The 26932-nt window shown below is 32.4% G+C and carries 24 protein-coding genes; 8 read left to right on the top strand and 16 right to left on the bottom strand.

The window, feature by feature from the left end:
- Positions 1–185 precede the first annotated feature (185 nt).
- The gene (locus AD998_05660; GenBank protein KOY88072.1) at positions 186–1175 is read left to right on the top strand and encodes a hypothetical protein; all 990 of its coding nucleotides are present in this window, start codon (positions 186–188) and stop codon (positions 1173–1175) included.
- Entirely contained in the window at positions 1172–2035 is an 864-nt protein-coding gene (locus AD998_05655; GenBank protein ID KOY85706.1) for a hypothetical protein, read from the top strand. Before AD998_05660 ends, AD998_05655 begins: the two co-directional genes overlap by 4 nt.
- A 19-nt stretch (positions 2036–2054) precedes the next feature.
- Here AD998_05655 and AD998_05650 read toward each other — a convergent pair whose 3' ends face one another.
- From AD998_05650 to AD998_05635, 4 genes are all read right to left on the bottom strand, one after another.
- Entirely contained in the window at positions 2055–4562 is a 2508-nt protein-coding gene (locus tag AD998_05650; protein KOY85705.1) for a primosomal protein N', read from the bottom strand.
- A gap of 81 nt (positions 4563–4643) precedes the next feature.
- Complete coding sequence (locus AD998_05645) at positions 4644–4979, bottom strand: hypothetical protein (GenBank protein KOY85704.1); 336 nt, start codon at positions 4977–4979, stop codon at positions 4644–4646.
- Between the two features lie 24 nt (positions 4980–5003).
- On the bottom strand, positions 5004–6113 hold the full coding sequence (locus AD998_05640) for a hypothetical protein (protein KOY85703.1): 1110 nt from the start codon (positions 6111–6113) through the stop codon (positions 5004–5006).
- Between the two features lie 15 nt (positions 6114–6128).
- Complete coding sequence (locus AD998_05635; protein KOY85702.1) at positions 6129–6764, bottom strand: hypothetical protein; 636 nt, start codon at positions 6762–6764, stop codon at positions 6129–6131.
- Positions 6765–6860: 96 nt separating this feature from the next.
- On the opposite strand from AD998_05635, the gene AD998_05630 reads away from it, so the two are divergent.
- The 3 genes from AD998_05630 to AD998_05620 are packed head-to-tail and all read left to right on the top strand — an operon-like array spanning position 6861 to position 9006.
- Positions 6861–7805: a riboflavin biosynthesis protein RibF gene (locus AD998_05630; protein ID KOY85701.1), complete on the top strand. Its 945-nt coding sequence runs from the start codon at positions 6861–6863 to the stop codon at positions 7803–7805.
- Positions 7802–7999 (top strand): hypothetical protein, encoded by a 198-nt coding sequence (locus tag AD998_05625; protein KOY85700.1) that lies wholly within the window; start codon positions 7802–7804, stop codon positions 7997–7999. Before AD998_05630 ends, AD998_05625 begins: the two co-directional genes overlap by 4 nt.
- Before the next feature lie 8 nt (positions 8000–8007).
- Positions 8008–9006: a metallophosphoesterase gene (locus AD998_05620; protein KOY85699.1), complete on the top strand. Its 999-nt coding sequence runs from the start codon at positions 8008–8010 to the stop codon at positions 9004–9006.
- 12 nt (positions 9007–9018) lie between these two features.
- Here the strand turns inward: AD998_05620 and AD998_05615 are convergent, their stop codons facing one another.
- Entirely contained in the window at positions 9019–10068 is a 1050-nt protein-coding gene (locus AD998_05615; GenBank protein ID KOY85698.1) for a branched-chain amino acid aminotransferase, read from the bottom strand.
- A 79-nt stretch (positions 10069–10147) separates the two neighbouring features.
- On the opposite strand from AD998_05615, the gene AD998_05610 reads away from it, so the two are divergent.
- Complete coding sequence (locus AD998_05610; protein ID KOY85697.1) at positions 10148–10402, top strand: hypothetical protein; 255 nt, start codon at positions 10148–10150, stop codon at positions 10400–10402.
- Positions 10403–11059 (top strand): hypothetical protein, encoded by a 657-nt coding sequence (locus AD998_05605; GenBank protein ID KOY85696.1) that lies wholly within the window; start codon positions 10403–10405, stop codon positions 11057–11059. It abuts the gene before it with no gap.
- 28 nt (positions 11060–11087) lie between these two features.
- Here the strand turns inward: AD998_05605 and AD998_05600 are convergent, their stop codons facing one another.
- From AD998_05600 to AD998_05565, 8 genes are all read right to left on the bottom strand, one after another.
- Positions 11088–12524, bottom strand: a complete 1437-nt coding sequence (locus AD998_05600; protein KOY88071.1) for a peptidase S10 — start codon at positions 12522–12524, stop codon at positions 11088–11090.
- 125 nt (positions 12525–12649) lie between these two features.
- Positions 12650–13609 (bottom strand): ATPase, encoded by a 960-nt coding sequence (locus AD998_05595; protein ID KOY85695.1) that lies wholly within the window; start codon positions 13607–13609, stop codon positions 12650–12652.
- A gap of 68 nt (positions 13610–13677) precedes the next feature.
- Positions 13678–14037, bottom strand: coding sequence for a hypothetical protein (locus tag AD998_05590; GenBank protein KOY85694.1), 360 nt, complete (start codon positions 14035–14037; stop codon positions 13678–13680).
- Between the two features lie 20 nt (positions 14038–14057).
- Positions 14058–16553 (bottom strand): hypothetical protein, encoded by a 2496-nt coding sequence (locus AD998_05585; GenBank protein ID KOY85693.1) that lies wholly within the window; start codon positions 16551–16553, stop codon positions 14058–14060.
- A 7-nt stretch (positions 16554–16560) separates the two neighbouring features.
- Positions 16561–18792, bottom strand: a complete 2232-nt coding sequence (locus AD998_05580) for a hypothetical protein (GenBank protein ID KOY85692.1) — start codon at positions 18790–18792, stop codon at positions 16561–16563.
- Positions 18793–18877: 85 nt separating this feature from the next.
- Positions 18878–20977 (bottom strand): iron transporter FeoB, encoded by a 2100-nt coding sequence (locus AD998_05575; protein ID KOY85691.1) that lies wholly within the window; start codon positions 20975–20977, stop codon positions 18878–18880.
- 47 nt (positions 20978–21024) lie between these two features.
- Complete coding sequence (locus AD998_05570; GenBank protein KOY85690.1) at positions 21025–21273, bottom strand: hypothetical protein; 249 nt, start codon at positions 21271–21273, stop codon at positions 21025–21027.
- On the bottom strand, positions 21266–22471 hold the full coding sequence (locus AD998_05565; GenBank protein ID KOY88070.1) for a hypothetical protein: 1206 nt from the start codon (positions 22469–22471) through the stop codon (positions 21266–21268). The genes AD998_05570 and AD998_05565 overlap by 8 nt, the downstream gene beginning before the upstream one ends.
- A 172-nt stretch (positions 22472–22643) precedes the next feature.
- Between AD998_05565 and AD998_05560 the strand changes: the two genes are divergently transcribed.
- Positions 22644–23627, top strand: coding sequence for a hypothetical protein (locus tag AD998_05560; GenBank protein ID KOY85689.1), 984 nt, complete (start codon positions 22644–22646; stop codon positions 23625–23627).
- Between the two features lie 33 nt (positions 23628–23660).
- On the opposite strand, the gene AD998_05555 is transcribed toward AD998_05560, so the two are convergent.
- From AD998_05555 to AD998_05545, 3 genes are all read right to left on the bottom strand, one after another.
- Positions 23661–24335, bottom strand: coding sequence for a hypothetical protein (locus tag AD998_05555; protein ID KOY85688.1), 675 nt, complete (start codon positions 24333–24335; stop codon positions 23661–23663).
- Between the two features lie 53 nt (positions 24336–24388).
- Positions 24389–25120: a hypothetical protein gene (locus tag AD998_05550; GenBank protein KOY85687.1), complete on the bottom strand. Its 732-nt coding sequence runs from the start codon at positions 25118–25120 to the stop codon at positions 24389–24391.
- A gap of 71 nt (positions 25121–25191) precedes the next feature.
- The gene (locus AD998_05545) at positions 25192–26772 is read right to left on the bottom strand and encodes a bacillithiol biosynthesis cysteine-adding enzyme BshC (protein ID KOY85686.1); all 1581 of its coding nucleotides are present in this window, start codon (positions 26770–26772) and stop codon (positions 25192–25194) included.
- Between the last annotated feature and the right edge of the window lie 160 nt (positions 26773–26932).

Raw genomic sequence — 26932 nt, 5'->3', positions numbered from 1 at the left:
TGCAAAATTATTTTAAAGCATAAAAAAGGCTTTTTTGCCTACAAAAATCTTCATAAAAATTATTTTATTACACCACTGAAAAATCAGGGAATCCCTGATGCGTGGAAGTTTTTTATTTTGTATCATTGGAAATAATAAATGCTACTCAAACAGATATAAATTGTTTAATAATAACACTAAGAAATATGAAATCCATAGTTGTATTTAACAATAAAGGTGGTGTAGGAAAAACTTCATTATTATGTAATATAGCATCTTTTTTAAGAATTAGGTATAGCAAAAAAGTTATTGTCATAGATGCAGATCCTCAATGTAATGCAACAACTTACATGTTTCCTTATGAGAATATAGAAAAAATTTATAAGGATGATTCTACTATTTATGAAATTATTAAACCTATACAAAAAGGGAGAGGGTATATAAGAAGTGAGCTACCAATTATTAAAAGCCCTTTTTTTGATATAGATGTAATTCCCGGGGACACAAGATTATCCCTTAGCGAAGACTTTTTAAGTAAGGATTGGTTAGATAGTAAAGCTGGTGATTCACGAGGTTTACAAACTACATTAGTTTTTAAAGATTTATTATTTAAGCTGAAAGATTATGATTATGTATTTTTTGATGTTGGTCCTTCACTTGGAGCCTTAAACAGAGCAGTATTAGCTTCATCAGATTATTACATAGTACCTATGTCCTCTGATATTTTTAGTCTTAAAGCACTTGAGAATATTTCTAATGCTTTAAATCAATGGAAAAATCAACTAAATAAAGGCTTAGAAGAATATAAATTAAAAGAAAATGAAGATTTTAAAATTGAAGATGAGACCATAGGTTGGAATTTACAATTTGGAGGGTATATCACTCAACAATACAAAGCCAAAATGGTCAATAATCAAATTGTACCTGTTAACGCATATGAACGAATTATCAAAAAAATACCTGATGCTATAGAAAAATATCTTGTTAGTATAAATAGTAGAGCTATACGTTTTCATCAAATAGGACAAATAAAAAACCTACATAGTTTAATTCCTTTATCTCAAAGTAGTAATGTTCCAATATTTAATCTAAAAGCAGAGCATGGAGTAGTAGGTGCTCACTTTAACAAAGTAAGAGAATATGAAGAAACACTAAAGGATATTGCTAATAAATTAATACAAAATATTGAATTATGATACAGTGGCCACAAACTTTAATTGATGATATTGCAAGAAGAAAATCAGTAATTATTTTAGGTGCTGGTGTTTCTAAGAACTCAACTAATACATCAGGGCAAAGACCTAAAGATTGGAAAGAATTCTTAGAATTTGCTTCAAAAGATCTTTTAAGTAAAAAAGAAATAAAAAAACAAATAAAGTCAGGTGATTTTTTAACAGCATGCGAATTAATAAAAAAAGAATTAGGACGAGATGGATTTAATACACTCATAAAAAGTGAGTTTTTAACTCCAAAATTCACCTCTGCTGAAATACATAAACATATATATGATTTAGATTCTAGAATTGTTATAACGCCCAATTTTGATAAAATATATGATACTTATGCAAACACAATCTCTCAAGGAAGCATAATAACTAAAAAGTTTAATGAAGAAGATATTGCTGATTGTATAAGACGACCTGAGCATCTAATTATTAAGATTCATGGCTCTGTTGATGCTCCTGATCATTTAATTTTTACAAGAAAAGACTATGCAGAATCAAGAACTAAATATAAGATTTTTTATCAAATGATGGAAGCTCTTGCTCTAACACATACATTTCTTTTTTTAGGTTGCGGAACAAATGATCCTGATATTAGATTGATTCTTGAGGATTATACATTTAAGTTTCCCTTTAATAGAAGACACTATATTGTCATGCCGAGGAATGCCCTTAATCAAAAAGTTAAAGATGTTATATCAGAAACAATGAGTTTGAACATCTTAGAATATGATTCTAATAATTATCATAAAATATTAACTTCATCAATAGCTGAATTAGTTACAGAAGTTGATAATAAAAGACAATCTTTAGCCACATCTTTGTCTTGGTAAGTTTTATTTAAACTCAAACCTACATCGGATCTACATCTATCACAACTTGTACGCTTTTAAATTGTTTCATCAGCATTACATTTTGGCATTGTTGGGCAACAAACTCCTTCACAGCTTTCAGGTTAATTTTTTCACGTTCCAGTTTTACCAAAATATGTTTGATGTACTGGTTTCGGATACGGTCTATCAGTGGCGATTCGGGACCGAGTACACGAGGCTTGCCAAGTTGCTCCCTAAGCAGTTCAGTGAGTACTTGGGCTGCGTCTTTGGTAATGTCTTTTTCTCGGTGGCGAATGGTCAGTTTTATGAGTCTTGCAAAGGGTGGATAGCTGTATTTCTCTCTTTCTAAAATTTCTTCCTCATAAAAACCTTCATAATCGTTTTTAAGTACCCTTTGGAGTGTTGGGTGTTCGGGTGTATTGGTTTGGATAATTACTTTTCCTTTGATATCCCTTCTTCCTGCTCTTCCGCTTACCTGTGTAATCAGTTGAAAAGCTCTTTCATGTGAACGGAAATCAGCAAAATAAAGCAATCTATCAGCATCAAAAATGCCTACTAAACTTACTTTATCAAAATCTAAGCCTTTGCTAATCATCTGAGTACCCACAAGTATATCAATTTGTCCAGTTTCAAAATCGTTGATGATGTTTTGGTACGCATTTTTCTGACGAGTGGTGTCTAAGTCCATACGTCTTACTTTTGCCTCTGGAAGTAGGGTTTTCAGGTCATCTTCAAGTTTTTCAGTTCCATAACCCACCGATTTTATTTTGGTAGAGCCACAAGCAAAACAAGATTGCGGAACAGCCATTTTGAAGCCACAATAATGACAACGCAATTCAGTAGAATGTTGGTGGTAGGTCAAACTTACATTACAATTATTACATTTGGGAATCCAGCCACAATCGCTACAACTCAGGTATGGCGAATAGCCTCTTCGGTTTTGGAATAAAATCACTTGTTCTTGCTTGGCAAGGGTACTTTCCATCTCAGAAAACATTACAGAAGAATAATTTTGCTTCATTTTCTTCTGTTTTTTTTCTTCTTTCATATCCACCAGCTCTATATCGGGCAGTTGGGCATTGCCAAAACGTTGGCGTAAGGCAATAAAACCATATTTTTCCATTTGAGCATTGTAATAGCTCTCAACGGCAGGCGTAGCCGAACCCAAAAGCACTTTGGCTTGTTGCATGTGGGCAATCAAGACTGCCACATCACGGGCATGATAGCGAGGAGCAGGCTCATTTTGCTTGTAAGATGGTTCATGTTCTTCATCCACGATAATCAGCCCAAGGTTATCGAAGGGCAGAAAAACAGCTGAACGAACACCCACCACAAACGAAAACTTCTGATTGATGACACCTTTCCACACCTCAACACGCTCATTATCAGAAAATTTTGAATGATACACACCCATTTTATCTCCGAATATTTTACGCAAACGAGCTACAATTTGGGTAGTCAGGGCGATTTCTGGAAGCAGATACAAAACTTGCGAACCAGAGTCTAAAACCTTCTGAATGAGATCAATATAAATTTCTGTTTTACCACTACCCGTAATACCATGCAACAAAACAGTTTGTTTGTCTTCAAAAAGCTCCATCACTTTATCAACAGCTTGTTGTTGGATGTTAGTAAGGTTTAACTCGTAGCTATCAGCAGGTTGGATATCGGCAAAACGAGAAACCACAATTTCAAATTCCTCGAAAATACCATTTTTAGTAAGTGTTTCTACAGAAGAATTGGAAATTTGAGGATTAGAACGAAACACCGATTTCTCCAAACCTGTTTCGTTGAGTGTCCAATCTCTGAAAACAGGCACATTTCTGAGGTATAAAAGGAGTACATCAAGCTGTTTGGGCTCTTTTTCTTCAAGATATTTAAAAAGTTTCTCTAAATCTGCTTTATCGAGATAATCTCGTGTAAGACGTACTTTTTTGACTTTTTTGGGCTGATAGCGTTCTTTTACTTCTTCATAGACAATTATCAATTCTTTTTCTGTCAGCGATTTGATGATATGATAAATATTTTTGAGTTCTAAAAAAACGGCTGCTTCTTGATACGCCAATGCCTTTTTTTCTTTGAGAATACCTAATAATTTAGTTTCTTTTTCAGTCAGTTCAAACTCTTCGGGGTTACTATTAGGATTTAACTCAATCATGGATTGACTACTGATTTTAAGCCCCGAAGGCAGAGCAATGTTCATTACCTCGCCAATGGTACAAAGGTAATAGTCTGCCATCCAAGCAAATAAATCGAGTTGTTTTTGGGTAACGAGTGGCTCAGTATCCAAAAGTTCGAGAATATATTTGGCTTGATAGTGTTGGGGTGGTACTTGGTGAATTTTAGCAATAACTGCTGTTAATACTTTTTTATTTCCAAATTGTACAATAGCCCTTGAGCCTACTTGTACAACTTCGTTGAGTTCGAATGGGATACGATACGTAAATAATTTTGGAATAGGAATGGGTAAAATAACATCAACAAATAGGGTTACTCTCTCAGTTTCGTTGGGTTCAAAAATCTTCATAATTATTAAGGAAAAATGCTACTTCATCCAAAAATAAGGAATTCGTAGCATTTTTAATATTCATTTTCAGCATTTTTTTTCTTACCTGAAAAGATGTGTTTTTGAACGATTCTTCCAACCTGCTTGGCTTTCATATTTTACAAAATATATTTTCACATCAGCTTGGCTTTCATAATCTACGAAGAAAATTTTCTTTTGAGCTTGACTCTCATAACTTACAAAATACCATTTGCCATCATTATTGGCTTGGCTTTCATAACTCACTTTATACACCAATAAATCTGCTTGACTTTCATATTTGACTTCATATACTTTTACTTGAGCCTGAGAAGCATATTTGGTTGCAAATACTTTTTGTCCAAAACTTACAACCGAGAAAGTTGCTAAAAAGAATACTGTAAGAAGAACTTTTTTCATAAAATATAAGGTTTAAATTGATTTTTAGAATTTAGGTTTTAAATAAATGATTCGTTTTTCGTTAGGGCGAACTTGTATTTCTTGTTGTTCATAACCCTCTTTTCTAAATAGCAATATATTATTATTTTCTTTAGAACGCAACAAATAAAAGCCCAAAGAGTCCGTTTTTACCTGAGTATTTTGGTTTTTAACAGTTACATCCACACCGCCCAATATTTTTTTAGTACTACTATCCAATACTTGTCCACTCAAATCATGATAACCATCATCTAAATCTGTTTCTTTACTCATATTTAAGGCTCTTTGTTCTTGGTTGGGTACAACTTTTGCCTTTTGCTTTTTAGCAGTTTTTCTTTCAAGTTTCTTATCTTGATAATTATCTTTATCTGCCGATTTTACAGTTGTAGAAGATTGTTTAGCAACCTCTATATCTGTTTTTTTATCTTTAAGAGCATCTTCCTTAAAGTAATTTCTTACTTTTCCTGCATTATTCTTATCTGTTACATTTTCTTCTATCTCCTTGACTTCCATTTTTTCTTCTCTTCTATTTTCTACAATAGGCTTTTCGGCTTTCATTTCTCCCATTTTTTTCTCTTCAGGAATGAGGTTTTTGTCCATTGTTACTACTTCATCTTCTTTTTCTAAATCCAAAACTTTACCTTCATTATTCTTCTTTATATTTTTAGGTGATTCTGGTTGAATGGTACGAGTTCTTTTATCTTCTGTTTTATTTTTTTCAGATGGTAAAATATTTGTTTCATTATCATCTTTTTGAGGAACAGTGGCTTCTGGCTTTATCGTATTTTCTTTCAAAGCTACATTTTCATCCATTTGTGGATTTTTAAGTAACAAAAGAGAGAGTGCCACTGTTGAAACCAAAAATACAATGGCAGCAGCCATTCCTGACCAGTTCAACCGAAAGGAAGGCGTTTGATTATGAGGAAGTTGTTGTTTGAGTGTTGCCAAATCTCTTTCTCTTTCCTCTAATCCAATACTTTTAAGCCCCTCCAAAGCTTCTGCTTCAAAAGGATTTTCAGATAAGAACTCTTCTACTTGTATCTGTTCAGAGCTATTGAGCTTGCCTGCCAGATACATTTCAATTTGTTTTTCTGATATATTTTTTAACTTTTTCATAGATTTCCCTCCCTACTACAGCAGCCACAACAACATAAGTATCCACAGATTGTTGTTATTGGAAGCATTTTTTTCCATAAATATTTTTAAGTTTCTTTTTCCATTTTGGATATAACTTTTCACCTTACTAAGCTCATATCCAGTAAACTCTGTAATTTCCTGATAACTTTTCTTTTCTAAATAGAACATTTTTAGACACACTCGTTGCTCTTCGTCAAGGTTTTCTAAACCTTTTTCTAAAAGTTGCAAGCTTTGTTCTTTGTCTTCTGTCCCTTCATTATCAAGATGCAAAGGCATAGAATTTTCCATACCATCTTCATCACTTTCTGTAAAAAAATCTTGATAAACCATCTTCTTTTCCTTTCTGAGCCACATCAGGCACTCATTTCGGGCAAAAGTATAAAGCCAACTCTTAAAATTTTCAATATCTTTTTGTTCAGGAAGTTTTTGGGAAAGGCGTTCAAAAATATGCATCACCATATCTTTCGATTCCTCTCGGTCTTTCAGATATTTGATACACAAACCATAAGTAAGCGAAATATAACGTTCGTATAGCTCCCCCAAGATTTTATTATCTTGGTACTCCTGATACTTTTGAAGTAACTCAGCATCAGAAAGATTTTTGGATGTAGAACGTTTAAAGAATAACATTTCTTAGAAACAAAGTATTATATAAATAGTATTTTTATCGTTTTTTTGCAAAATCCTTGAAAAATAATGATTTTTACAGAATTCTAGTCAAAAACTATGCAAATTTTTCATAATACACAAGATTTTCCTGATTTGCCTTTTGCCGTTGTAACCAGTGGTACATTTGATGGGGTTCATATTGGACATCAACAAATATTACAGCGTATTATTCAAATTGCCAAAGAGAATAATGGGCAAAGTGTAGTGATTACGTTTTTTCCTCATCCACGCATGTTTTTTGGGCAAGATGTAAAATTACTCAATACTTTAGAAGAAAAAATAAGTTTACTCAAAAAAACAGGCATTGATTACCTGCTTGTACTTCCGTTCAACCATGAACTTTCTAATCTTTCAGCAGAAGAATTTATCCAGAAAATTTATATACAAACCACTCAAGCCAAAAAATTGGTGATTGGTTACGACCATCATTTTGGTAAAGGAAGAGAAGGTAATTTTGAGTTTTTACAAAAGAGTATTTCAGAGCATCCATTTGATATTGAGGAAATTCCAGAACAAGATATAGACCAAATAGCTATCAGTTCTACCAAAATCAGAAATGCTCTTTTGCAAGGAGATGTACAAACAGCCTCTAAATATTTAGGTTCAGCCTATCAGATGAAAGGATTGGTTGTAAAAGGAGACCAATTGGGCAGAACTATTGGCTACCCAACAGCCAATATTCATATTGAAGAAAATTATAAACTTATTCCTTATGATGGAATTTATGCTGTGAAGGTATATATAGAAAACTCCGAATATGGAGGAATGCTTTATATTGGCAATCGCCCTACACTTCAAAATCCTTCTGAAAAACGAATTGAAGTGAATATCTTTGATTTTGAAGACGATATTTATGGTAAAACCATTCAGATTGAATTTATAGATTTTATTCGCCCTGATGCCAAACTTTCAGGACTTGAAGCTCTACAAATGCAACTCGCTCAAGATAAAATAGATGCATTGCAGAAAATTAGTTCTTTACAAAGTAATCTGACTGAATGATGCGTTACTTTTTAGTCAGTTATATCGCTCCTGATGGATTTGGGAGCATTTGGTTTGAACATTCTGAGTTTCCAAATTATCAGTGGTTGTGCCAGAAAATAATGGATAGTCATACCAAACAAGAAATTATTATTCTCAACATTTTTGAATTTAAAAATAAAACTGATTTTGATACTTTTAGAAGAGAAAGTTGATAACCCATATGAACAGAACATTTGTAGTAGGTGATATTCATGGTTGTTTTGATGAACTGATAGAATTATTAGAAAGTGTAGCTCTCCAGCCTGATGATTTTCTTATTTCTGTGGGTGATATTGTGGATAGAGGCAATAAATCCTTAGAAGTATATCAGTTTTTTAAGAATAGACATAATTCTGTTGTACTCATGGGAAACCATGAACGAAAACATCTCAATCAAGTACTTTCTTATGCTCAAGAAATTGTAAAAGTGCAATTTGGAGAAGAATATCAAGGCTTTTTAGAGTGGTTACAAACATTACCTTACTACTACGAAACTCCTGATGCCATTATCGTTCATGCTGCTTTTGAGCAAGGCAAAAACCTCCAAGAACAACGAGAAGATGTACTTTGTGGTGCTACTGCTGGCGAACGATACTTAGAAACTTTATATCCCGAAAATACTTACTGGAATGATTATTATACTGATAATAAATCCATTATCTATGGGCATCATGTAGTAGGTGATTCTCCTAAAATCAAAAATAATACTTATGGCATTGATACAGGCTGTTGTCATGGAGATTTCTTGACTATGATAGAACTTCCTGATTTTAAGGTTCATCAAGTAAAAGCAAAAAAAGATTATTGGAAAGAAGAGCAAATCAAATGGCAAATTCCTGTACTAAAGTCTAAAGACTGGAATAATATGTCTTTTGAGAACATACAAAAACAGCTTGAAAAATCAAGTTATATCCAAGAACCTCAAACCCGAGACTATCTTGATAATCTTGAAAAATGGACTCATGATTTAAAAAACTCATTGCCTAATATATTACAGAAAATCAATAATTTATCTCAAGATTTATTAGGACAATTCCCAGAAGAATTTAACCAAAAAGCTACGCAATATCCTTTTAGCACTTATTTATTCAAAGCTAAAGCTAAAAATTTACATCTCAAAGATTTGGAAAAAGGCTTAAATACTCCTCAAAAAGTATTGGATATAGTCAAAATACTTTAGAATTTTTCATAACTATAAAATTGTATTCCAGCCCCAAATATCTTGGCTTATACCAAGCCTAATGTCTTGTAAGTGTTTTTTCAATACAAACATTTGAGCATCCTCTTGGAAATACGGTATATAACTTTTTGTATCTATATCTATCTGCGAGAAAGGAGCAATAATAGCAGCCGTTCCTACACCAAAAGCTTCTATTTTGCTACCACTCTCAAAATAATTTTGAATTTCTGTGATGCTAATAGGGCGTTCTTCAACAGCAATACCAATATGCCTTGCTATTTGAAGTACAGAGTCTCGTGTTACACCTTCTAATACTGTACTACCCGCAGGAGGTGTGAGAAGCGTTCCATTGACAATAAACATTAGATTCATAGTCCCTGATTCTTCAAAATAATTGTGGGTTTGAGCATCTGTCCAAAGAATTTGGTCGTAACCTGCTGTATTGGCTTGTATAGTCGGATAAAAAGCAGCACCATAATTTCCACCATTTTTGGCCGCTCCTGCCCCACCCTCCACAGCTCTTACATACTCACGTTCTACTCTCACTTTCAAGGGTTTGGAGTAATAAGATGCCATTGGTGTAGCCACTACCATAAATAAATACTCTTGTGAAGGCACAAGCCCCAATCTGCTTTCTGTGGCTATCATGAAAGGACGTAAATACAACGAATAGCCTTCTTTATCGCTTATCCAGTTTTTTTCGAGATTTACAAGTTGTTTTGTTCCTTCTATAAATAGTTCCTGAGGCACTTCGGGCATACACATACGCCTCAAAGACTTGTTCATGCGTTCAGCATGTTTATCTAATCTAAAAATATTAATAGCTCCAGAAGGTTGTTTGTAGGCTTTAAGCCCCTCGAAAACGGTTTGTCCATAATGAAAACACATTGCAAGTGGCGAAAGAGAAATCTCTCGATAAGGCTCTATTTTCGCCTCTGCCCATTGATTTTGAGCATATTTGGCAATAAGTATATGGTCTGTTGTTTCTATACCAAACGAAAAACTCTCAAAATTAAAAGCCTCTAAACGACTTTTCTCGGCTTTCTGAATATGTATTTGCATAGAGTTTAAAATTATTATAAAAGTTTTGTAAAAAATGAAATTATTTCTTATTTTTAATTAGTTAATAATAAATATTATTATGGATAATTTTAGAGATTTTTTAACACATATTAAAGATATAAAGTTTGAATATGTACTTTTTGGAACAAGTGTTATTCTCATTCGTTCAGGAGAAATGCAGATTCCTGGTTATGTTCTTAGACGAGATGTATTTATTGATAGTATTCATAATGACTATATTATATTAAAAAATAATGATGGATTGTATATTACACCTCTTTCTAATTTAACAATTATTGGATTTAAAGAAAATGAGTTAAAATTAAGTAACTGAATGGAAGAGTTAAAAAATTTAAGAGATTTGGAATTTATTGCTCAGAAATCAAAAGATTTACTTGATAAACAAATAGCATCTCACAAACACAAACATTCTAATTCTAGTATAATTACTACTATTTTAGTATTATTTATACCTTTGCTTTCTGGAGAATTCAATAATTCACACATATATATAAAACTACTTCTAATTATTCCTATTATTTCTACAGTTTGGGCAATTATACTTTTATTAGGTATTCTACGTAGTAAACCACTATATCATGGCATTAATATTAGTAAATTTGATGATTTAGTTAATGATACTTATGAAAACATTCTTTTATGCGAAATAGGTGCAAACAAATCTTCTTTTAATGATAACAGCATAATTATCGAAAAAAATGATATAAACTATGCTTTGGCTATAAAATTAACCATTATCTCAATTTTAGTATCAATATCTCTCTTATTCACAAATAAACTCATAAATCATTACCAACCTTTAAAATTAAATACTATGAGTGAAGACAATAAAAACAAAGAAAATAGTGATAAAAATAATGACTCTTCAAAAAAAAGAATCATTCCAATTATTGAGCAAAAAGATAGAACTAAATTAAATAATGATAAAAAAATGGACATAAACTGGAAAGATACCAGCAAAAATAAATAATTTCTTTTGCTAGTATCTTTTTGGAGTTTTACTCATAAAATCCTTCCAAATCTTTTCGCATTTTAAGGAAAGATTCTTTATGGATATACATCATGTGTCCTGCTTCGTAGTAGGTAATTTTCACGTTTTTCTTCTGTTCAGGGCGAAGCATGAGGTGGTTAAAAGTGTATTCTGTGGCAAAATAAGGGGTTGCAAAATCGTAATAGCCACTACAAACCCAAACTTTCAGGGCTGGATTTTTCGACATAGCACTGCGAAGTTCCTCACCTACATTCAAATATCGGTTTTGAACATTGTTATAATTCCAAGGCTGTACACGGCTTGTCAGCACTTCGTAAGGCAAATTATTATTGTATTTGAGTTCTTGACGTATATAATGATTGATAGCTGTAGCATAAGGTCCTGAGATAGTGGCATCTAAACTTGGGTCAAATTCAAAACGTTCACCAGCATTGTCATAATCCACGCCAGTCAGTCTGCTATCCAAACGACCAACTATTTTGCCTTCATTTCTTAAAAGCTCTTTTGTAAACCTTCCTATTTCTATTCTATAATAACAATTTTTAAGATAGGTTTGTGAAAGCCCAGTATAACGAGCCAGTTTATCAGCTACATTTTTAGTTTCTGTTTCTGTAGCTAAATCGCCTTTTGTTAAGAAAGTAGCATATTCTCCTAAAGCAAAATTCTCTACTTCTTTAAGTGTTTTGGATAAATCTTGTTGCAATTCGGGTGCTAATTTTTTATGATAAAAAGCTGTTGCTGTATAGGTTGGCAAAAATAAAGTATAAGGTAAATCATTTCCTTTGTCAAATCGGGCAGTTTGGAAATTCAAAATGCTTGAAATCAGGCATAAGCCATTGACATACAAATTATAACGATTTTGTAAGAAATTGGCAAGACCTACGGCTCTTGTTGTACCATAACTTTCGCCTGCAAGATATTTAGGTGAAGCCCAGCGTTTGTACTGAGAGCAGTATAAACGAATAAATTCACCCACAGATTCAATATCTTCTACATAACCCAAAAATTGAGCAGGTTTTTCGCCTTCGGCTGCCCTGCTATAACCAGTATTGACGGGGTCAATGAATACCAAATCCGTTTTATCAAGCCAGCTATATTCATTGTTTACATATTTGTAGGGAGGGGGCAAGGGTTCTCCTTTATCGTTCATTACTACTCTTTTAGGTCCAATACAACCCATGTGTAACCATACCGAAGCTGAACCAGGTCCACCATTGAAAGTAAAAGTGATAGGTCTGGAATTAACGTCTGCTCCATCTTGCAGATAAGCCATAAAAAATATATCGGCTCTGGGCTTGCCAGTTTCATCTCTGAGGGTCAGATAACCTGCCTGAGTGGTATATTTGATGTTTTTACCTGCAATAGTCGTTTGTTGTCTGGTTTCAACAATATTTCTATCAAAAAGCTTAGGATTCGGCTCTTTAGCTTCCTTTAGCTCTTTGATTTCCTTATTTTCTTTGTCTTTATTTTTGTCCTTATCCTGAGCAAGTACCCATGTTGTTGATAACAAACTGATTAAAAGTAAACGAATAAGCATATAGTTTTAGTTTGAATTTCAAAGTAATTTAATTATTGCGTAATAGGAACATTCTTCAAAATGCTTTCTATGACTTGCCTTGTTGTGATACCGTCTGCTTCTGCTTCATAATTGAGTATCATTCTGTGGTTTAGAACGTCCATAGCCACTTCTTTGATGTCTTCGGGTAGTACAAAATCTCTTTGATTGAGATAAGCCAATGCCTTAGCAGCCAAATTAAGGCTGATACTTGCCCTTGGTGAAGCTCCAAATTGTACATACTGAGCCTCCTGACGCAAATTGTAGTCAGCAGGATAACGAGTAGCAAACACGAGTTCAATTATATATTTTTCGAGTGTTTCAGATATTGTTATCTGATTGATTTCCTGCTTGATAGCTGTAATATCTTCTTTATTCAAAACTCTTAAAAGCTCAGGCTTAAAATTCATGTTCGACATTCGCCTCATCACTGCCAGTTCTTGCTCTTTATTGAGGTAGCCTACATAAATTTTCATCATAAATCTATCTATCTGAGCTTCAGGAAGCGGATATGTACCTTCTTGTTCCACAGGGTTTTGCGTAGCAAGTACCAAAAACGGATAATCCATTGGATAGGTTGTTTCTCCAATAGTTACTTGGCGTTCTTGCATAGCTTCCAAAAGAGCTGATTGTACTTTGGCAGGTGAACGATTAATTTCATCAGCTAAAATCAAGTTAGCAAAAATAGGTCCTTTTTTTACCTCAAAATCACCTTCTTTTGGGTTATAAATCATAGTCCCTACCAAATCAGCAGGAAGTAAGTCAGGTGTAAACTGAATGCGTTGGAATGACAATTGCAATGTTTTCGCTAATGTATTGATAGTCATTGTTTTTGCAAGACCTGGTACACCTTCTAACAAAATATGCCCATTGGTACATAAACCTATGAGCAAGCGATTTATCATGTATTCTTGTCCAATAACAACCTTACTCATTTCTTCAAAGAGCAAACCTATTTTTTCTTGATTAGTCATGTTTAATGTAATATTGAGTATTCAGAATTATTATTTTTTCTTATGTCTTATTTCTCACATCTTTTCTCCTAATACTGATTTCGGCTTAGTTCGCTTACATAATTCAAAGCTCCAAAATGCACAATCAGAGCAGTCCCTTCTTTTGTACCTGAGCCACATTGTGAGCCTTGCGACACAAAATAAGTAAAAGTTTTAGCATTTCGCTTCAAAAGTTCTTGAGAATCTGGTTTACCCAAAATGGCTACTATTTGTGCTTGCGATAAACCTTTAAGTACTTCTTTTTGCTTTTCAACAACCTCTAAATATTTAAGTCGTTCATTTTTACAGCCTTTAGAGTCGTTTTCCCATATTTTTTTATCAAAATTTTCTAATGTGTTATTAGAACATGCATTCAAAGTCAATAAGATAAAAACAAAATATTTAATCATAAAATTAGTTTCAATTTGTATTAAAGTTGCATTCCTATTACCAATATATCATCAGTTTGAACGATATTTCCTTTCCATTCGTGTAAAGTTTCTAATAATAATTGTTTTTGTTGTGACATTTTTAATAAATGATTATCTAAAAGTAATTGTTTGAACTTTTTTGTCATAAACTTCTTTCTTTTTTCACCTCCCATCTGATCTTGAAATCCGTCTGATGCCATATAAATCGTTGTAGGCTCAGTAATAGGTATTGTATGTAAAGTAAATTGTTTCATTACATCTTCTTCGAAAGAAACCCCTGCAATATGATATACATCACCTCTTATCTCTTCAAATCCCTGATTTTTAATCATATATATTGAATTAACAGCCCCTGCATATTGAAGTTCTTTGTTAATTTTGTCCCAAAGTACTATTACACCATCCATTCCATCTATCAATTGATGATTTTCGTTCTCAATAGCTTTTTTTACATAAAGATCTAATCGTTCAAGAATTTTGTTTGGTACAAGTATTTTATCTTCTTTCACTATTTTATCAAGCATGTTTGCTCCTATCATGCTCATAAATGCTCCTGGAACACCATGTCCTGTACAATCCATTACAGCAACAATAACAAAATTCTCTCCTTCATAAAGCCAGTAAAAATCACCTGAAACAATATCTTTGGGCAAATATAATACAAAACTCTCAGGAATATACTTTTGAAATGTCTCTTCAGAAGGAACAAGAGATTGTTGAATACGTTTGGCGTAGTTGATACTATCTAAAATAGAGCGATTTTTATCTTCTAATTCATTCTTTTGAAGGCTAATAGTTTCAATAGCAGAAGACAGTTCTTCATTGGTTGAGTTGAGTTCATCATTTTTTTCTAAAATCTCCAATCTTTGCTCTTTTAAAAGGACATTCGTTTCTTCAATTATCTTTTTTTGCTTTTTCAACCGATTATTATCTTTCCTTTTTTGAATATATCCGAAAATGGCTAACCCCAAAAAGCTAAGTACACCACCTCCTATGAGTAAAAATAAAATTTGCTGATTTTTTCTAGTTTCTATTTCGTTTTGTAATTCTATTTCTTTGAGTTTTTTATCTCTCAATAGTATTTCTTCTTTACGGTGTTGTTCAGTATTATAGGCTTCTTGTTGTATTTTTGCATTTTGTAATTCTGCCTCTCTCAATCTGTTTGTTTGTTGTGCTAAATCTAATGCTTGTTGTTGTAAAACAGATTCTTGGCGTTGACGTTCAATAAGTAAACTACTCAAACGAGCCTGTTCAGCAAGGCGTTGTTGTTCAGATTCAGCAAGAGCCAAGTTTTTTTGTTGTTGTTCTATTTTAAAGGCTTGTTCTTTCTTCTCAGCATTTAATGTAAAATTTTTCAGATCTAAGGTTTTCATTTCTTGCTCTGCTTGTAAGAGCTTTAACTCATTTTCTACCTCTTCAGAAAGTTGTTTTCTTCGTAAAATTTCATCTTGATAAGCCAATCGTATTTTGAAGATACTATCAGATGTTTTTTTATAGTGTGTGTACTCTTCCAATGCTGTATTATTCTGATTACGTGTTGCATAAACCAAAGATAAAGTTTCATGAGCAGATTTTTTTGCCTCTAAGTTTCCAGATTTTATACTATTTTGAATAGCTTGATTACAATATTTTTCAGCTTTCTCTATCTCTCCACTATAAAAATATGTTTTGCTCATCAGATCAAAAATATCAGCTTTTTCAAATTCTTTGGCAGAAACATCCGCATTCAAGGATTTTTCTGCCTCTAATAAATACTTTTTGGCTTGTGAAAAATTTTTCTCTGCTTGATATAGAATGGCTACATTAATAAGTACAGTTCTATAGTCTGATTTATTTTTTAAACCTTGTTGATTTTGTAGAGCTATAGATTTTTCAAAGTACTCAATTGCTTTAGAGTTATCTTGTAGTTTTTTATAACCAAACCCAATGTTGTTAAGTGTCGTAGCTTGGGAGGTTGTGTTACCTATTTGCTCATAAATAGTGAGTGCTTCCAAGTTTTTACTTAAACCCTCTTTATATTGATTTTGCAGATTGTATAAATTTGCCAAATTACTTAAAGCTTCTTGTTTTTCAGAGTTACTAGATTGACCAGTCGTTAAATTGAGATATTTCTCATACATTCTGATAGATTCAGGATAACTCTTATCGTTTTCATGAGCTTTTGCTGTTTTTAATGTTAAAAAAATTGTTTTTTCAGATAAATCTTTTGGGGAAAGCTCATTCAAAACTTCTTGAGCTTTTTGAAAGTAATGTGCAGCTTGGTTATAAACCTGCCATTCATTACACAGAGAGGCTGTTTCTATATAACTAGAAATTAGATTTTTTAAATCTTTTTCTTTTTTTAATAACGTATTGACTTGATAATAATATTTAAAAGCTGTTACATATTGTTTTTTATCCTTATTGTTTCTAGCAAGCACCAACAAGCTATCTACTTGGGCAATAGATGTTGTTGTAATGAAAAAAACACTTATCAGGAAATACAATTTAAGCATTGTAATTTTATTTAAATAAAAAATTAACCCCTATTTGTACCATACGCATAGATTGTGGATTATAAAGTAAATCTCCTCCTCCATATGCACCAATACCTGCATATTCAGTATTTAATAAGTTGTTAATTCTAATGTTTGTATAAAGATTCTTATTTATGTTATAGCCTAAAGTTAAGTGAGCTACATAAAAACTACTTATCTTATTTTTAGGATTTGTAAAATCTGTTTGTGTAAATACATCTTTTGTATAAAAACTACTCATCCACGAATTTCTAAGATGTATATATATTTTTTTTGATGGCTCAAAAGAAATATTCCATTGCACCATCCAATCCGGTTCTTCTCTAAAAGTATTAATGATACCTTCTTTATTAGGTAACTCTTCTTTCCCTCTTGAATACTTTATAAACACATCCGAACTTACACGAGATTGACTAATATTTTGGATACGAAAATTAGCTTGTATTCCTCTTAACAATGCAAAAGCATTGGGATCATTGATGAACATGTTTACTGTATTTCCTACTCCTAATGGATATAAATTTTTATCCAATACACCTATTTGGGACTCCATCAATCCATTAATTTTATTTTGAAAGGCTATCAATTCTAATGAAATATTTTCTGCAAACTGATGACGATAGCCTATTTCATAATTAACTGATTTTTCTGGAGATAAATCAGGACTAGGAACACTTAAATACAAAATTTGACCATTTCCTGCTGGAATAGCCACTGAATTATAGCTATTATTGGTGGTTGGAGCTTTAAAAGCTGTCCCAACAGAAAGTCTGATAGAACTTTTAGGGCTTATTTTATATAAAAAAGCTAAACGTGGATTCAAACTTTCTCCATAAATTGACTGATAATCATATCGAATACCACCTATCATAGATATTTTTTCAGTATTGTAATACCCCTGTACAAAACCTGCTATATTATCAAATACAATAGGATTGTAGCCAAATTTACCAAAAAGTGTATCAGAAAGCTTTATACTTCGAGCAAAAGGCTTGTATGTTTTTTCATCAATAGGTTCAGGCAAATCGTTGGTTTTTGGTAAATTTCCAGAAATTTGATAGTAAACCCCTGTTGTAAGTTGTAGTTTTTCTCTAATTTTAAAGGTTGCTAATTGTTCTATCAATAAATCATCAGAAGCAGCATATTTATATTGCCTTCCTTTGTCACCACCTTCAAAAGTTAAGGCAAAAGAACTTTGTTTATCTAAACGATAATTGAGCCAAGAAATATTGGTTACAAGTGTAGTGTTTTTAATAGTTTTATTCCAAACCAAGGATGTACGTCTAATTTTTTCCCCAAAAAATACTTCAGGATTGTAATAAAAATAAGATGCTGTTGATTGCCCGAGAGAACTATGTTCACGTCTATACATTTCATTGTATGTGAGTTCTAAACCTGCATATTGAAGAGAAATTCCATATAAATAACTCGTCCTCGGCATGTTTTCCAGTTTAGGAAAGATATTAGAACCTTTGTAATAAGGTGTATAAGTTGGAATACTTGTAGCAAAATCAGAATTATAATGATTGGGATTCCAAAGTGATGCCGTTCGAGGCAAATTTAAGTCGTTTTGTTTGCTAAAATTTCCATAAATGGAATATTGAACAGATTGTTTCATGGACTCTTTGGGCAACCAATTACTTCCTACCAAAAAATGAGCATGATTATAGCCCTTGTTACCAGTTGTAATGCCTGCTTGTATATTTGTATTATCATCAGGATTTTGGGTAATAATATTGATGACCCCTGCCAAAGCATCAGCTCCATAGATAGCAGAAGTTGCCCCTGTTATGATTTCTATTCTTTCTGCTTGTTGAATAGGCAATTGTTCACCAATAGGCATTCCTAATGTGGTTGTAGGATTGATAGGAATGCCATTCAATAAGATTTTTACATAATAGTTTCCTCTCAAACCTCTTAGTAAAAATGTTTCACCTTCTTGACCATTGCCTACACGAGAAGTTTTAACACTGGGAACATCTTGAAGAACATCTACTAAACTTTTATAAGCATTTTTCTGAATTTGCTCTTTAGATACTATAAAAATAGTGATGGGTAAATCTGAAACTTTTTGTTCTGAACGGCTTGCTGAAATTACTTTTTGTTCATAAATATTAATATTCTTATACAAATCATCTTCACCCAGTTTTTCAATTTCTTGAGCAAATACATTTTGGGATAAAAAAAGAATTGTAGTAATAGTGTATAAACGAACCATTTTTATGTAATTAAATCATTCTTGATGAAATAAATAATAAATAAAAAAACGGCTTTAGTGTATGAACAAATATAGTTAAATATTTTTATTTTAAAAGTTGATATACAAAGAATGAAGAAATATATGCTAATAAATTAAACACTATAATTTGCCCAATGGGATATTTCCAAGAACGTGTTTCTTTATACACAATGGCTACTGTACTCATACATTGCATGGCAAAAGCATAAAAGACCATTAAAGAAAAGCCAACAGCAACACTGTAAAATGGTTTTTGAGTTATTGGATTAATTTGTTTTGACATTCGTTCTCTTACACTTTGTTCATCATCCGTACCCAAACCATAAATCACAGACATAGTGCTTACAAAAACCTCTCGGGCTGCAAAAGAAGCAATTAAGGATATTCCTATTCGCCAATCGAATCCTAAAGGCTTAATAACAGGTTCTAAAGCCTTACCCAATACACCAGCATAAGAAGCTTCCAATTTTGCAGAATTGATGAGAGGCTCTAATTCTTTTTCTGAAAATGTAATATTTTCTTTACGAACTTTATTTTCTGCTTGTTCCAAACTATCACCCCAACCAAAAGAAGCTAAAGCCCATAAAACTACAGAAAGCACTATAATTACTTTACCCGCTTCCAATGTAAAAGCTTTCAGTTTTTCTAAAATAGTTAACCCTATGTTTTTCCAACGAGGCACTTTATATGTAGGCATTTCTACCACAAAATAACTATTATCTTGATGTTTAAGAAGTTTTGACAAAATGATACTTGCCAACAATGCCATAAATATTCCAAGCAAATACATTGTTAAAAGAGCAAGTGCTTGCCAACTGATAAACCCAAAAGCATTTTCAGCAGGTACAACCAAAGCTATCATCACTGTATAGATAGGCAAACGAGCTGAACAACTCATCAGTGGAGTTATCAAAATAGTGATTAAACGTTCTTTTCGATTATCAATATTTCGAGTTGCCATAATTGCAGGAATGGCACAAGCTACTCCCGAAATAAGAGGAACGACACTTTTTCCATTCAAGCCAAATTTACGCATGATCTTATCCATGATAATCATAGCTCGTACCATATACCCAGATTCTTCTAAAATAGCTATAAAAGCGAATAAAAGAGCTATTTGAGGTATAAAAACGACTACCGAACCAATGCCTGCAATTATTCCATCTGCAAGGAGTTTAGTAAACCAACCATCAGATAGATTATTTTTGATAATTTCTTGTAAGTTAGCTGTTTGGTCTTCAATGAATGTCATCGGCAATTCAGCCCATTTAAAAATAGCATTGAACATTAAAAGTAAGACTCCTAAAAAAATAGCATATCCCCAAACTGGGTGTAATAAAATTGTATCTATTTTTTGGGTAATGCGTAAAGGGTTATTCGTTTTTTCATACTTCTGTGTTGTTTGGGCAATAACAGAACCTATTTTATCAAAACGCTCAAGAGTTTCTTGTGCTTGTAATGATAAGCTATTAAATTGATATTTAATTTGTTGTTTTTGCAAATAATCTTTTTCCTCTTCTGAAAGAAAATGCAATCTTTCATAGTGATGCAAGTACAGATTGGCTATGTAAGTATTTTTTAAAGTAAAGTTTTCTTGAACTTCCTCAATGAGTTGTTTTTGCTTGGATAAACATTCCAATAATTGTGGCTGATAAGAATGCTCTGAGAACTCTAAAACTTTAGTTTTAAGTTCTAAAATTCCATCTCCATTACGTGCATTGGTGGCTATTACAGGAACACCTAATAGATTTTCTAGCTTTTTAATATCTATTTCCCAGCCACTTTGTTTAGCTAAATCTATCATATTGAGAATTAGCAGAATAGGCACACCCAAATCTCTAATTTCTTCAAATAACAACAAGTTTCGTTGTAAATTTGAAGCATCTGTTACTACAAGAATTAAGTCAGGTTTTTCGGAGTTTTGGCTATCTAAAAGAAAATTTAAAACTACTTGTTCATCCAAAGATTTAGGATACAAGCTATATGTTCCTGGTAAATCTATAATTTGAGCTTTTTCTTTATTAGGTAATATACAAAAGCCCATTTTCTTTTCAACTGTTACCCCTGCAAAATTAGCTACTTTTTGATTGAGCCCTGTAAGCTGATTGAATAAAGAACTTTTTCCACTATTGGGGTTACCTATTAATGCAATTTTCACGTAAATATCTCTTTAATGGTAGATTGTAAATAATTGATGAAAACTTCCATCATTTAGAACTCATTTAGAATTTCTACTTCTATATGTTCTGCCTCTGATTTACGAATAGAAAGTAGTGTTTCTAATACTCTTACACAAATGGGATCTCCTAAAGGTGCTACTCCTATCATTTCAATAGTTGTGTTAGGTAACATACCCATTTCTAGAGTTTTTAAAAATATATCTTCTCTATTAAATTTTCGAATAATTGCCTTCTTCCCTTTAGGTAGTTTGTGTAATTGTATATGATTTATTTTATTCATATCTCAAAAGATCGTGTGGTGTTTGAATAGAAGCTTGCTTAGCGGGATACCATCCAAACGCTATTCCTATAAAAATTGTTATAAAAAAAGCCCCCAATGTAAATGTCCATTCTATCAATATATTGATCTCCATAGTCTTATGAATAATCCAAGAAATCAAGAAACCTACTAAAATACCAGCTAAACCACCCAAAAGGCAAATTACTATGGATTCTACCAAAAACTGATTTCTAATATCTATTTGCGTTGCTCCTACTACTTTTCTAATACCAATTTCTTTGGTTCGTTCTAGTACAGAGGTAAGCATAATATTCATAATACCAATACCTCCAATAAGTAATGAAATTCCTGCGATAGCTCCAAGTACATAATTAAGCATTTCTTGAGTTTTCTGACGTTCTTTCAAGATTTGTTCAGGAACAATGACATCAAAATCAGGTTGTCCATTATGTAATCGAAGTAAGATGGCTTGTATGGTTTCAGCTGTTTTAATAAGCTTTACAGCATCTTGAACTTGTACAACTAATCTTGTGAGTTGGTGTATATTTTGTTCTGCCTTATGATTTTTTTTGTAATTAAATCTTCGGATAAGACTTGTAATAGGTGTATAAACAGAGTTATTAGTATTATGAATTCCTAAGTTTTCAAAGTTAGTTGTAATAACAGGTTGTGTATCTAATACTCCTACCACCTTAAGCCATTGGTCATCACAACGAATATATTGCCCCAAAGCTGATTTTCCACCAAATAGTTTAGCTTCCATACTACTCCCTATCACACATACTGCTTCTGCACCAATAATATGATTTTTACTAAAAAGATTTCCTTTTTTACAGTGAAGCCCAATTATTTCAAAATAACTATTTTCTATTCCATACAAAGAACTTTGCAACCATTTTTGTTCTGACACTACCAAAATTTTCAAAGAAATTTCTGGACTAATAAATGCTAAATTTGGAAAAACTTCTTTGATATTTTGAGCATCCTGAAGGCACAGTCCACGAGAAGGTTTTGTGAAACTTACTTTACTTTGTGTATTGTTAAGGGGCTGTATGACAATACTATTACCTCCTATTAATTTTAGTTGAGATAGGATTTCTTGTTTTGCACCTTTGCCTACTGCAAGCATGGCTATCACAGAAGCCACTCCAAACATTACACCCAAACCAGCCAATAACGTACGTAGTTGCCTCTCCATCAACGACTCTAAAGCCAGTTGATAGTAAAATGCTAAACGAGAAAGTATTGTTTGAAAAACTTTCAAAACATATTAAGATTAGAATCGTTATAAATAAGTACAAATTTAACAAATCAATTCACAAGTTCGTTTATCTTTGTTGTAATTTTCTAAAAACACTCTTACAAAGTATATGAAACAGGTCTTTATTACTGGAGCAACTGGGCTTGTAGGGAGTTACGTAGCCAAGTTTTTTGCTGATGCAGGTTATAAAATTAAAGCCCTTAAAAGAACTAATGCAGATACTTCTTGGGTAAAGGGCTGGGAAGATAAAATAAATTGGGTCGAAGGTGATATTTTGGATGTAGTAGCACTTGAAAAATATGTGGAACCTGAAGATATTGTCGTACACGCTGCCGCTTTAGTTTCTTTCCAAACCAAAGATAAGAAGCAAATGTTTCAGGTGAATGTAGAGGGTACAGCCAACATTGTAAATATTTGTTTAGAAAAAAACGTCAAGAAATTAATTCACATTAGTTCCATTGCTTCTTTAGGCAGAAAAAAAGGTGAAATTGAAATAGATGAGCATAGTAAATGGGAAGAATCTGAACTCAATACTGTTTATGCAGAATCTAAATATTTAGCAGAGCTAGAAGTCTGGAGAGGTATTAGCGAAGGCATGAGAGCTGTTATTTTAAACCCTTCTTTGGTTTTTGGAGCTGGTGATTGGAACAGAACAAGCCTACAACTTTTTAAGTATGTAGCTGATGGTAAAAAAATGTACCCTAAAGGCAGCCTAAATTATGTAGATGTAAGAGATATTGCACAAGTGGCCGTTCAGATGGCTGAAAATGAAATACAATCAGAACGATTTGTGATGAGTGCAGGTAATATCTTGTATAAAAGCTTATTTGATAGAATAGCCAAGGCTATGGATAAAAAACCTCCTTCTATCCCTGTTACACCTTTACTTGCCGAAATTGCATGGCGAGCCAGCAGTGTAGCTTCTCTATTTACACGAAAGCCCCCGCTTATCAGTAAAGAAACAGCAAAAGTTTCACAAATGCACTTTGTTTATCGAAATCATAAAATTCATACATTTTTACCTGATTTTCAGTTTCGTCCACTCCATGATACAATTGAGTGGGTGGTACAAAACAAAAAAAGCCTTGAATAACTCAAGGCTTTTTCATGCAGTATTTTTATTGAATTACAATTTGATACCTACTTCTATTACAAACAAGTTTTGTTTGATAGAAAGGAAATTGGGAGCTCCTGCATCCAAACTACTTACAGAGTTAATAAAAGATCGTTGGTAGCCAATACCTCCAAAAATAGGATTGTTACCCAACTGATATTCTACACCAGCACCAATAAACATTCCAATATCAAGAGGGCTGAATTTTCTTATCAAAGAAGCACTTTTTAACTGCCCATCAACATAATTACCTGATTTTCTGCTATTTCCTACCAAAATTTCAGGCTGTATACCAAAATTCACATAGCCTTTACCATTTGTGAAAAGTTCATCAGTAAATAACTTCAAACCTACTGGAATTTGGATGTATTGCAATCCATATTTTTCATTGATAGCATCTATTCCTGCTACTTGTGTTTGGTAGTTTGCTTGTTTAGTTGTAAACAAAATACCTGTTGTCAAGGCATAACGCTCTGTCCAAACAATATCAGCAATAGGACCTGCCATAAAACGAAGGCTTGCACCATTAGGACTTGCATCTATGCCATTCTCAGTAGATTTTACACTATTGAAGGCTATCGGCGTTCCAATTTTAAAACCTAATTTAAACCCTGTATCATCTTGGGCAAAAGTTGCCAAACTGATTAAAGCAAATACAAAGGATAAAGCAATTTTTTTCATAACCATATTTTTGTTAAAAGATATTGGCAAATAATCAAAAAAATTAGACTCCTGCAAAATTATTTACCAATATTTGCAATTTGAACCTTAATATCAGCAATTTCTTTTTCGTAATTAGTCACTTGTTTGTTGATATTACCATTCATTTCATTAAGAGCATCTATCTGACGGCGAGCTGCAACATTTTTATTTTCTATCTCTGTTTTCTTGAGTTGATCCTTTTCTTTAGATATTTTTTTCTGATTGCTTTCTATGTCTTTTTGTAAGCTTTTAGCTTTTTTCTCATTGTCAGTGATTTGTCCACGCAAATCTTTCAACACTTTTTCTTTATCTCTGATTTGTTTTTCATAGAAACTTTTGTAGTGACTCATCAAGAAGTTTGCAAAAAACTCTTTCAGTCTATCCATTTCTTGTGGATTATCTTTTGTATTGAGATAAATATCATATCCCATCATAAAAGCAACAGCCATTTCAGGTTTTCCTGTTTCGCTAGAAAATAAAACATAAATATCTCCTCTACGAGTGGTAACTTGTGGTAAGTTCGCTTCTGGGACAATCATACCATGTTTGCCATTCTTTTTTGTTTTTAATTTGAAGTTTTTGCCTACATAATCTTCAAATGCATCTTTTAATTCATCTTCAGAGCCTCTTTCAACATTTGCTGCCCAAGAATCTACATTTACTTTTGCATCTCCTTTGGTAACTGTTATTTGTTTTTGATATGGAGCAAGAGATTGAGCCATGAGGCTTCCTGCAAATAGAACACCCAAGAAAGTAAGTATCTTTTTCATAAGAAATAAGTTAGTTTATTGCATCAATTTACGAAAATTATGCCAAATAGTTTTTCTTTTCTAAAAAGATTTTAAAAAAGCCCTATAACTTGAAAATTAAAATCCCAAGGATTTATCAAATGATACACATTATCAAGCCATTGAGAGTCGTTGAGATAAAAGTTTAAAAAATTATCTGTTCGCTCTTGCAATGCCCCATTAGGAAATAATTTCTCTTTTATACCCAAAACTTGTGTAACTTGTGTTTCCTGATTGCGTTCTTCTGCTTTTTGAAGTCTTTTTTCTAAATTATCTAAAGATTTAAGCGTTTTTTGCTCTTCAGCAGCTATTGCTCCTTCCAACGATTTGTCTATTTGTTGAGCTTTTTGCTGAATTTTTTTGAATACCTCTTTAAACTCTTCCATTTCTTGATTCAAGTGAAAATCGTTGGTTGAGTTTTTTTCCACAAAATATTTTTTTAAGCTTATTTCATCTAAAAATAAATCTTCAATGGTTAAGCCCAATTTTTCTATTTTTTGTTGCTGATTTCCTTGTACCATCAAAGCAAATGTACGAGAAAACAAGATAGGATATTGCAGATTATCAGCACCTTGTGTTTCAAAATATTTGAAAACATTTTTGAGTTGCAACCAATAAGCTATTTCGCCAGGTCCACCAACATAACCCAAGTTTGGAATACTAAGTTCCTGATAAACAGGTCTGAGTACAGCATTGGGACTAAACATTTCAGGTGTTTCTTCTGCTATTTGTAGAATGTCGTGTTCTGAAAAATATAAATCTGTATTTACTACATGATATTTACCATCAACAAACTCTATTCGTTCTCTTAAATCTTCATCCAAGTAAAATAAATTGATATTTCTTGGATTTACTTGTGCTTTATAACCTAAATTTTCTAATTTTCCAGATACTTCTTGAACAATTTGTCCTGATTTTTGAGTCCTTAATTCATTCTGTAAAATTGGTATCAGATTTTTCTTTAGTGTTGTATCATCCCCATCTATTACAACTATACCTTTATCTCCAAATAATTCGTTTACAGCCCATTGTGTAGCCTTTGCAAGACTTATATTCTTTGTATAAGCAGTTTCAAATAACTCTATTTTTTCAGGTAATTCTTGAAGAAGAGATTCTATTCCCTGTAAATTCATTCTTCCCACAGCTCCTTTTTGAGTGGTTTCCCATTGATATTTTTTACCAAAAAGCCTAAAATGGCTTATTTCTGCAAAATCATGATCTTCAGAACCCATCCAGTAAACAGGTACAAAATTATATTCAGGAAACTTTTCCTTAAGGCTATTTGCCAATTTAATGGTTGTCAGTATTTTATATACAAAATACAGCTCTCCAAAAAATATAAGAGGCTGATGAGCAGTCGCTACCGTAAATGTTTTGGCATCTTGGAGTAATTCTATATTTTTTTGCGTTTTTTCAGAGATTTTAAGATTTTTATATTGTTCTTTTAGAGCTATTTGCAAATTATTTCTTTGAGCATCTGAAAATTGTTTTTTCTTCAAGATTTCTCCAAAACTTTCTATGGTAGGTGAATATTGATAAAATTCTTTTAAAGAATCTTGTTGTGTGATATAGTCTAAAAAAATCTTAGAAAATGCTTTTGTTTCAGAGAAAGGAATGCCTTTGATGCGTTGCATTGTAGTTTTATGAAAGTTTAAGTTTGTAAAATATTGATTTTATACAAATTATCTATAAATTCGTGTAGGTAGAATAAACATTTCGTGTTATGCTGAAACTCACATTTACTTTTATATCTATTTTTGTATGTTTATTTGTTTTTGGGCAACATACTAATCA

The sequence above is a fragment of the bacterium 336/3 genome (assembly GCA_001281695.1).
Taxonomy (GTDB): domain Bacteria; phylum Bacteroidota; class Bacteroidia; order Cytophagales; family Thermonemataceae; genus Raineya.
Note: the sequence above shows the minus strand (reverse complement) of the source record. Positions and strands in the feature narration are given on the sequence as shown.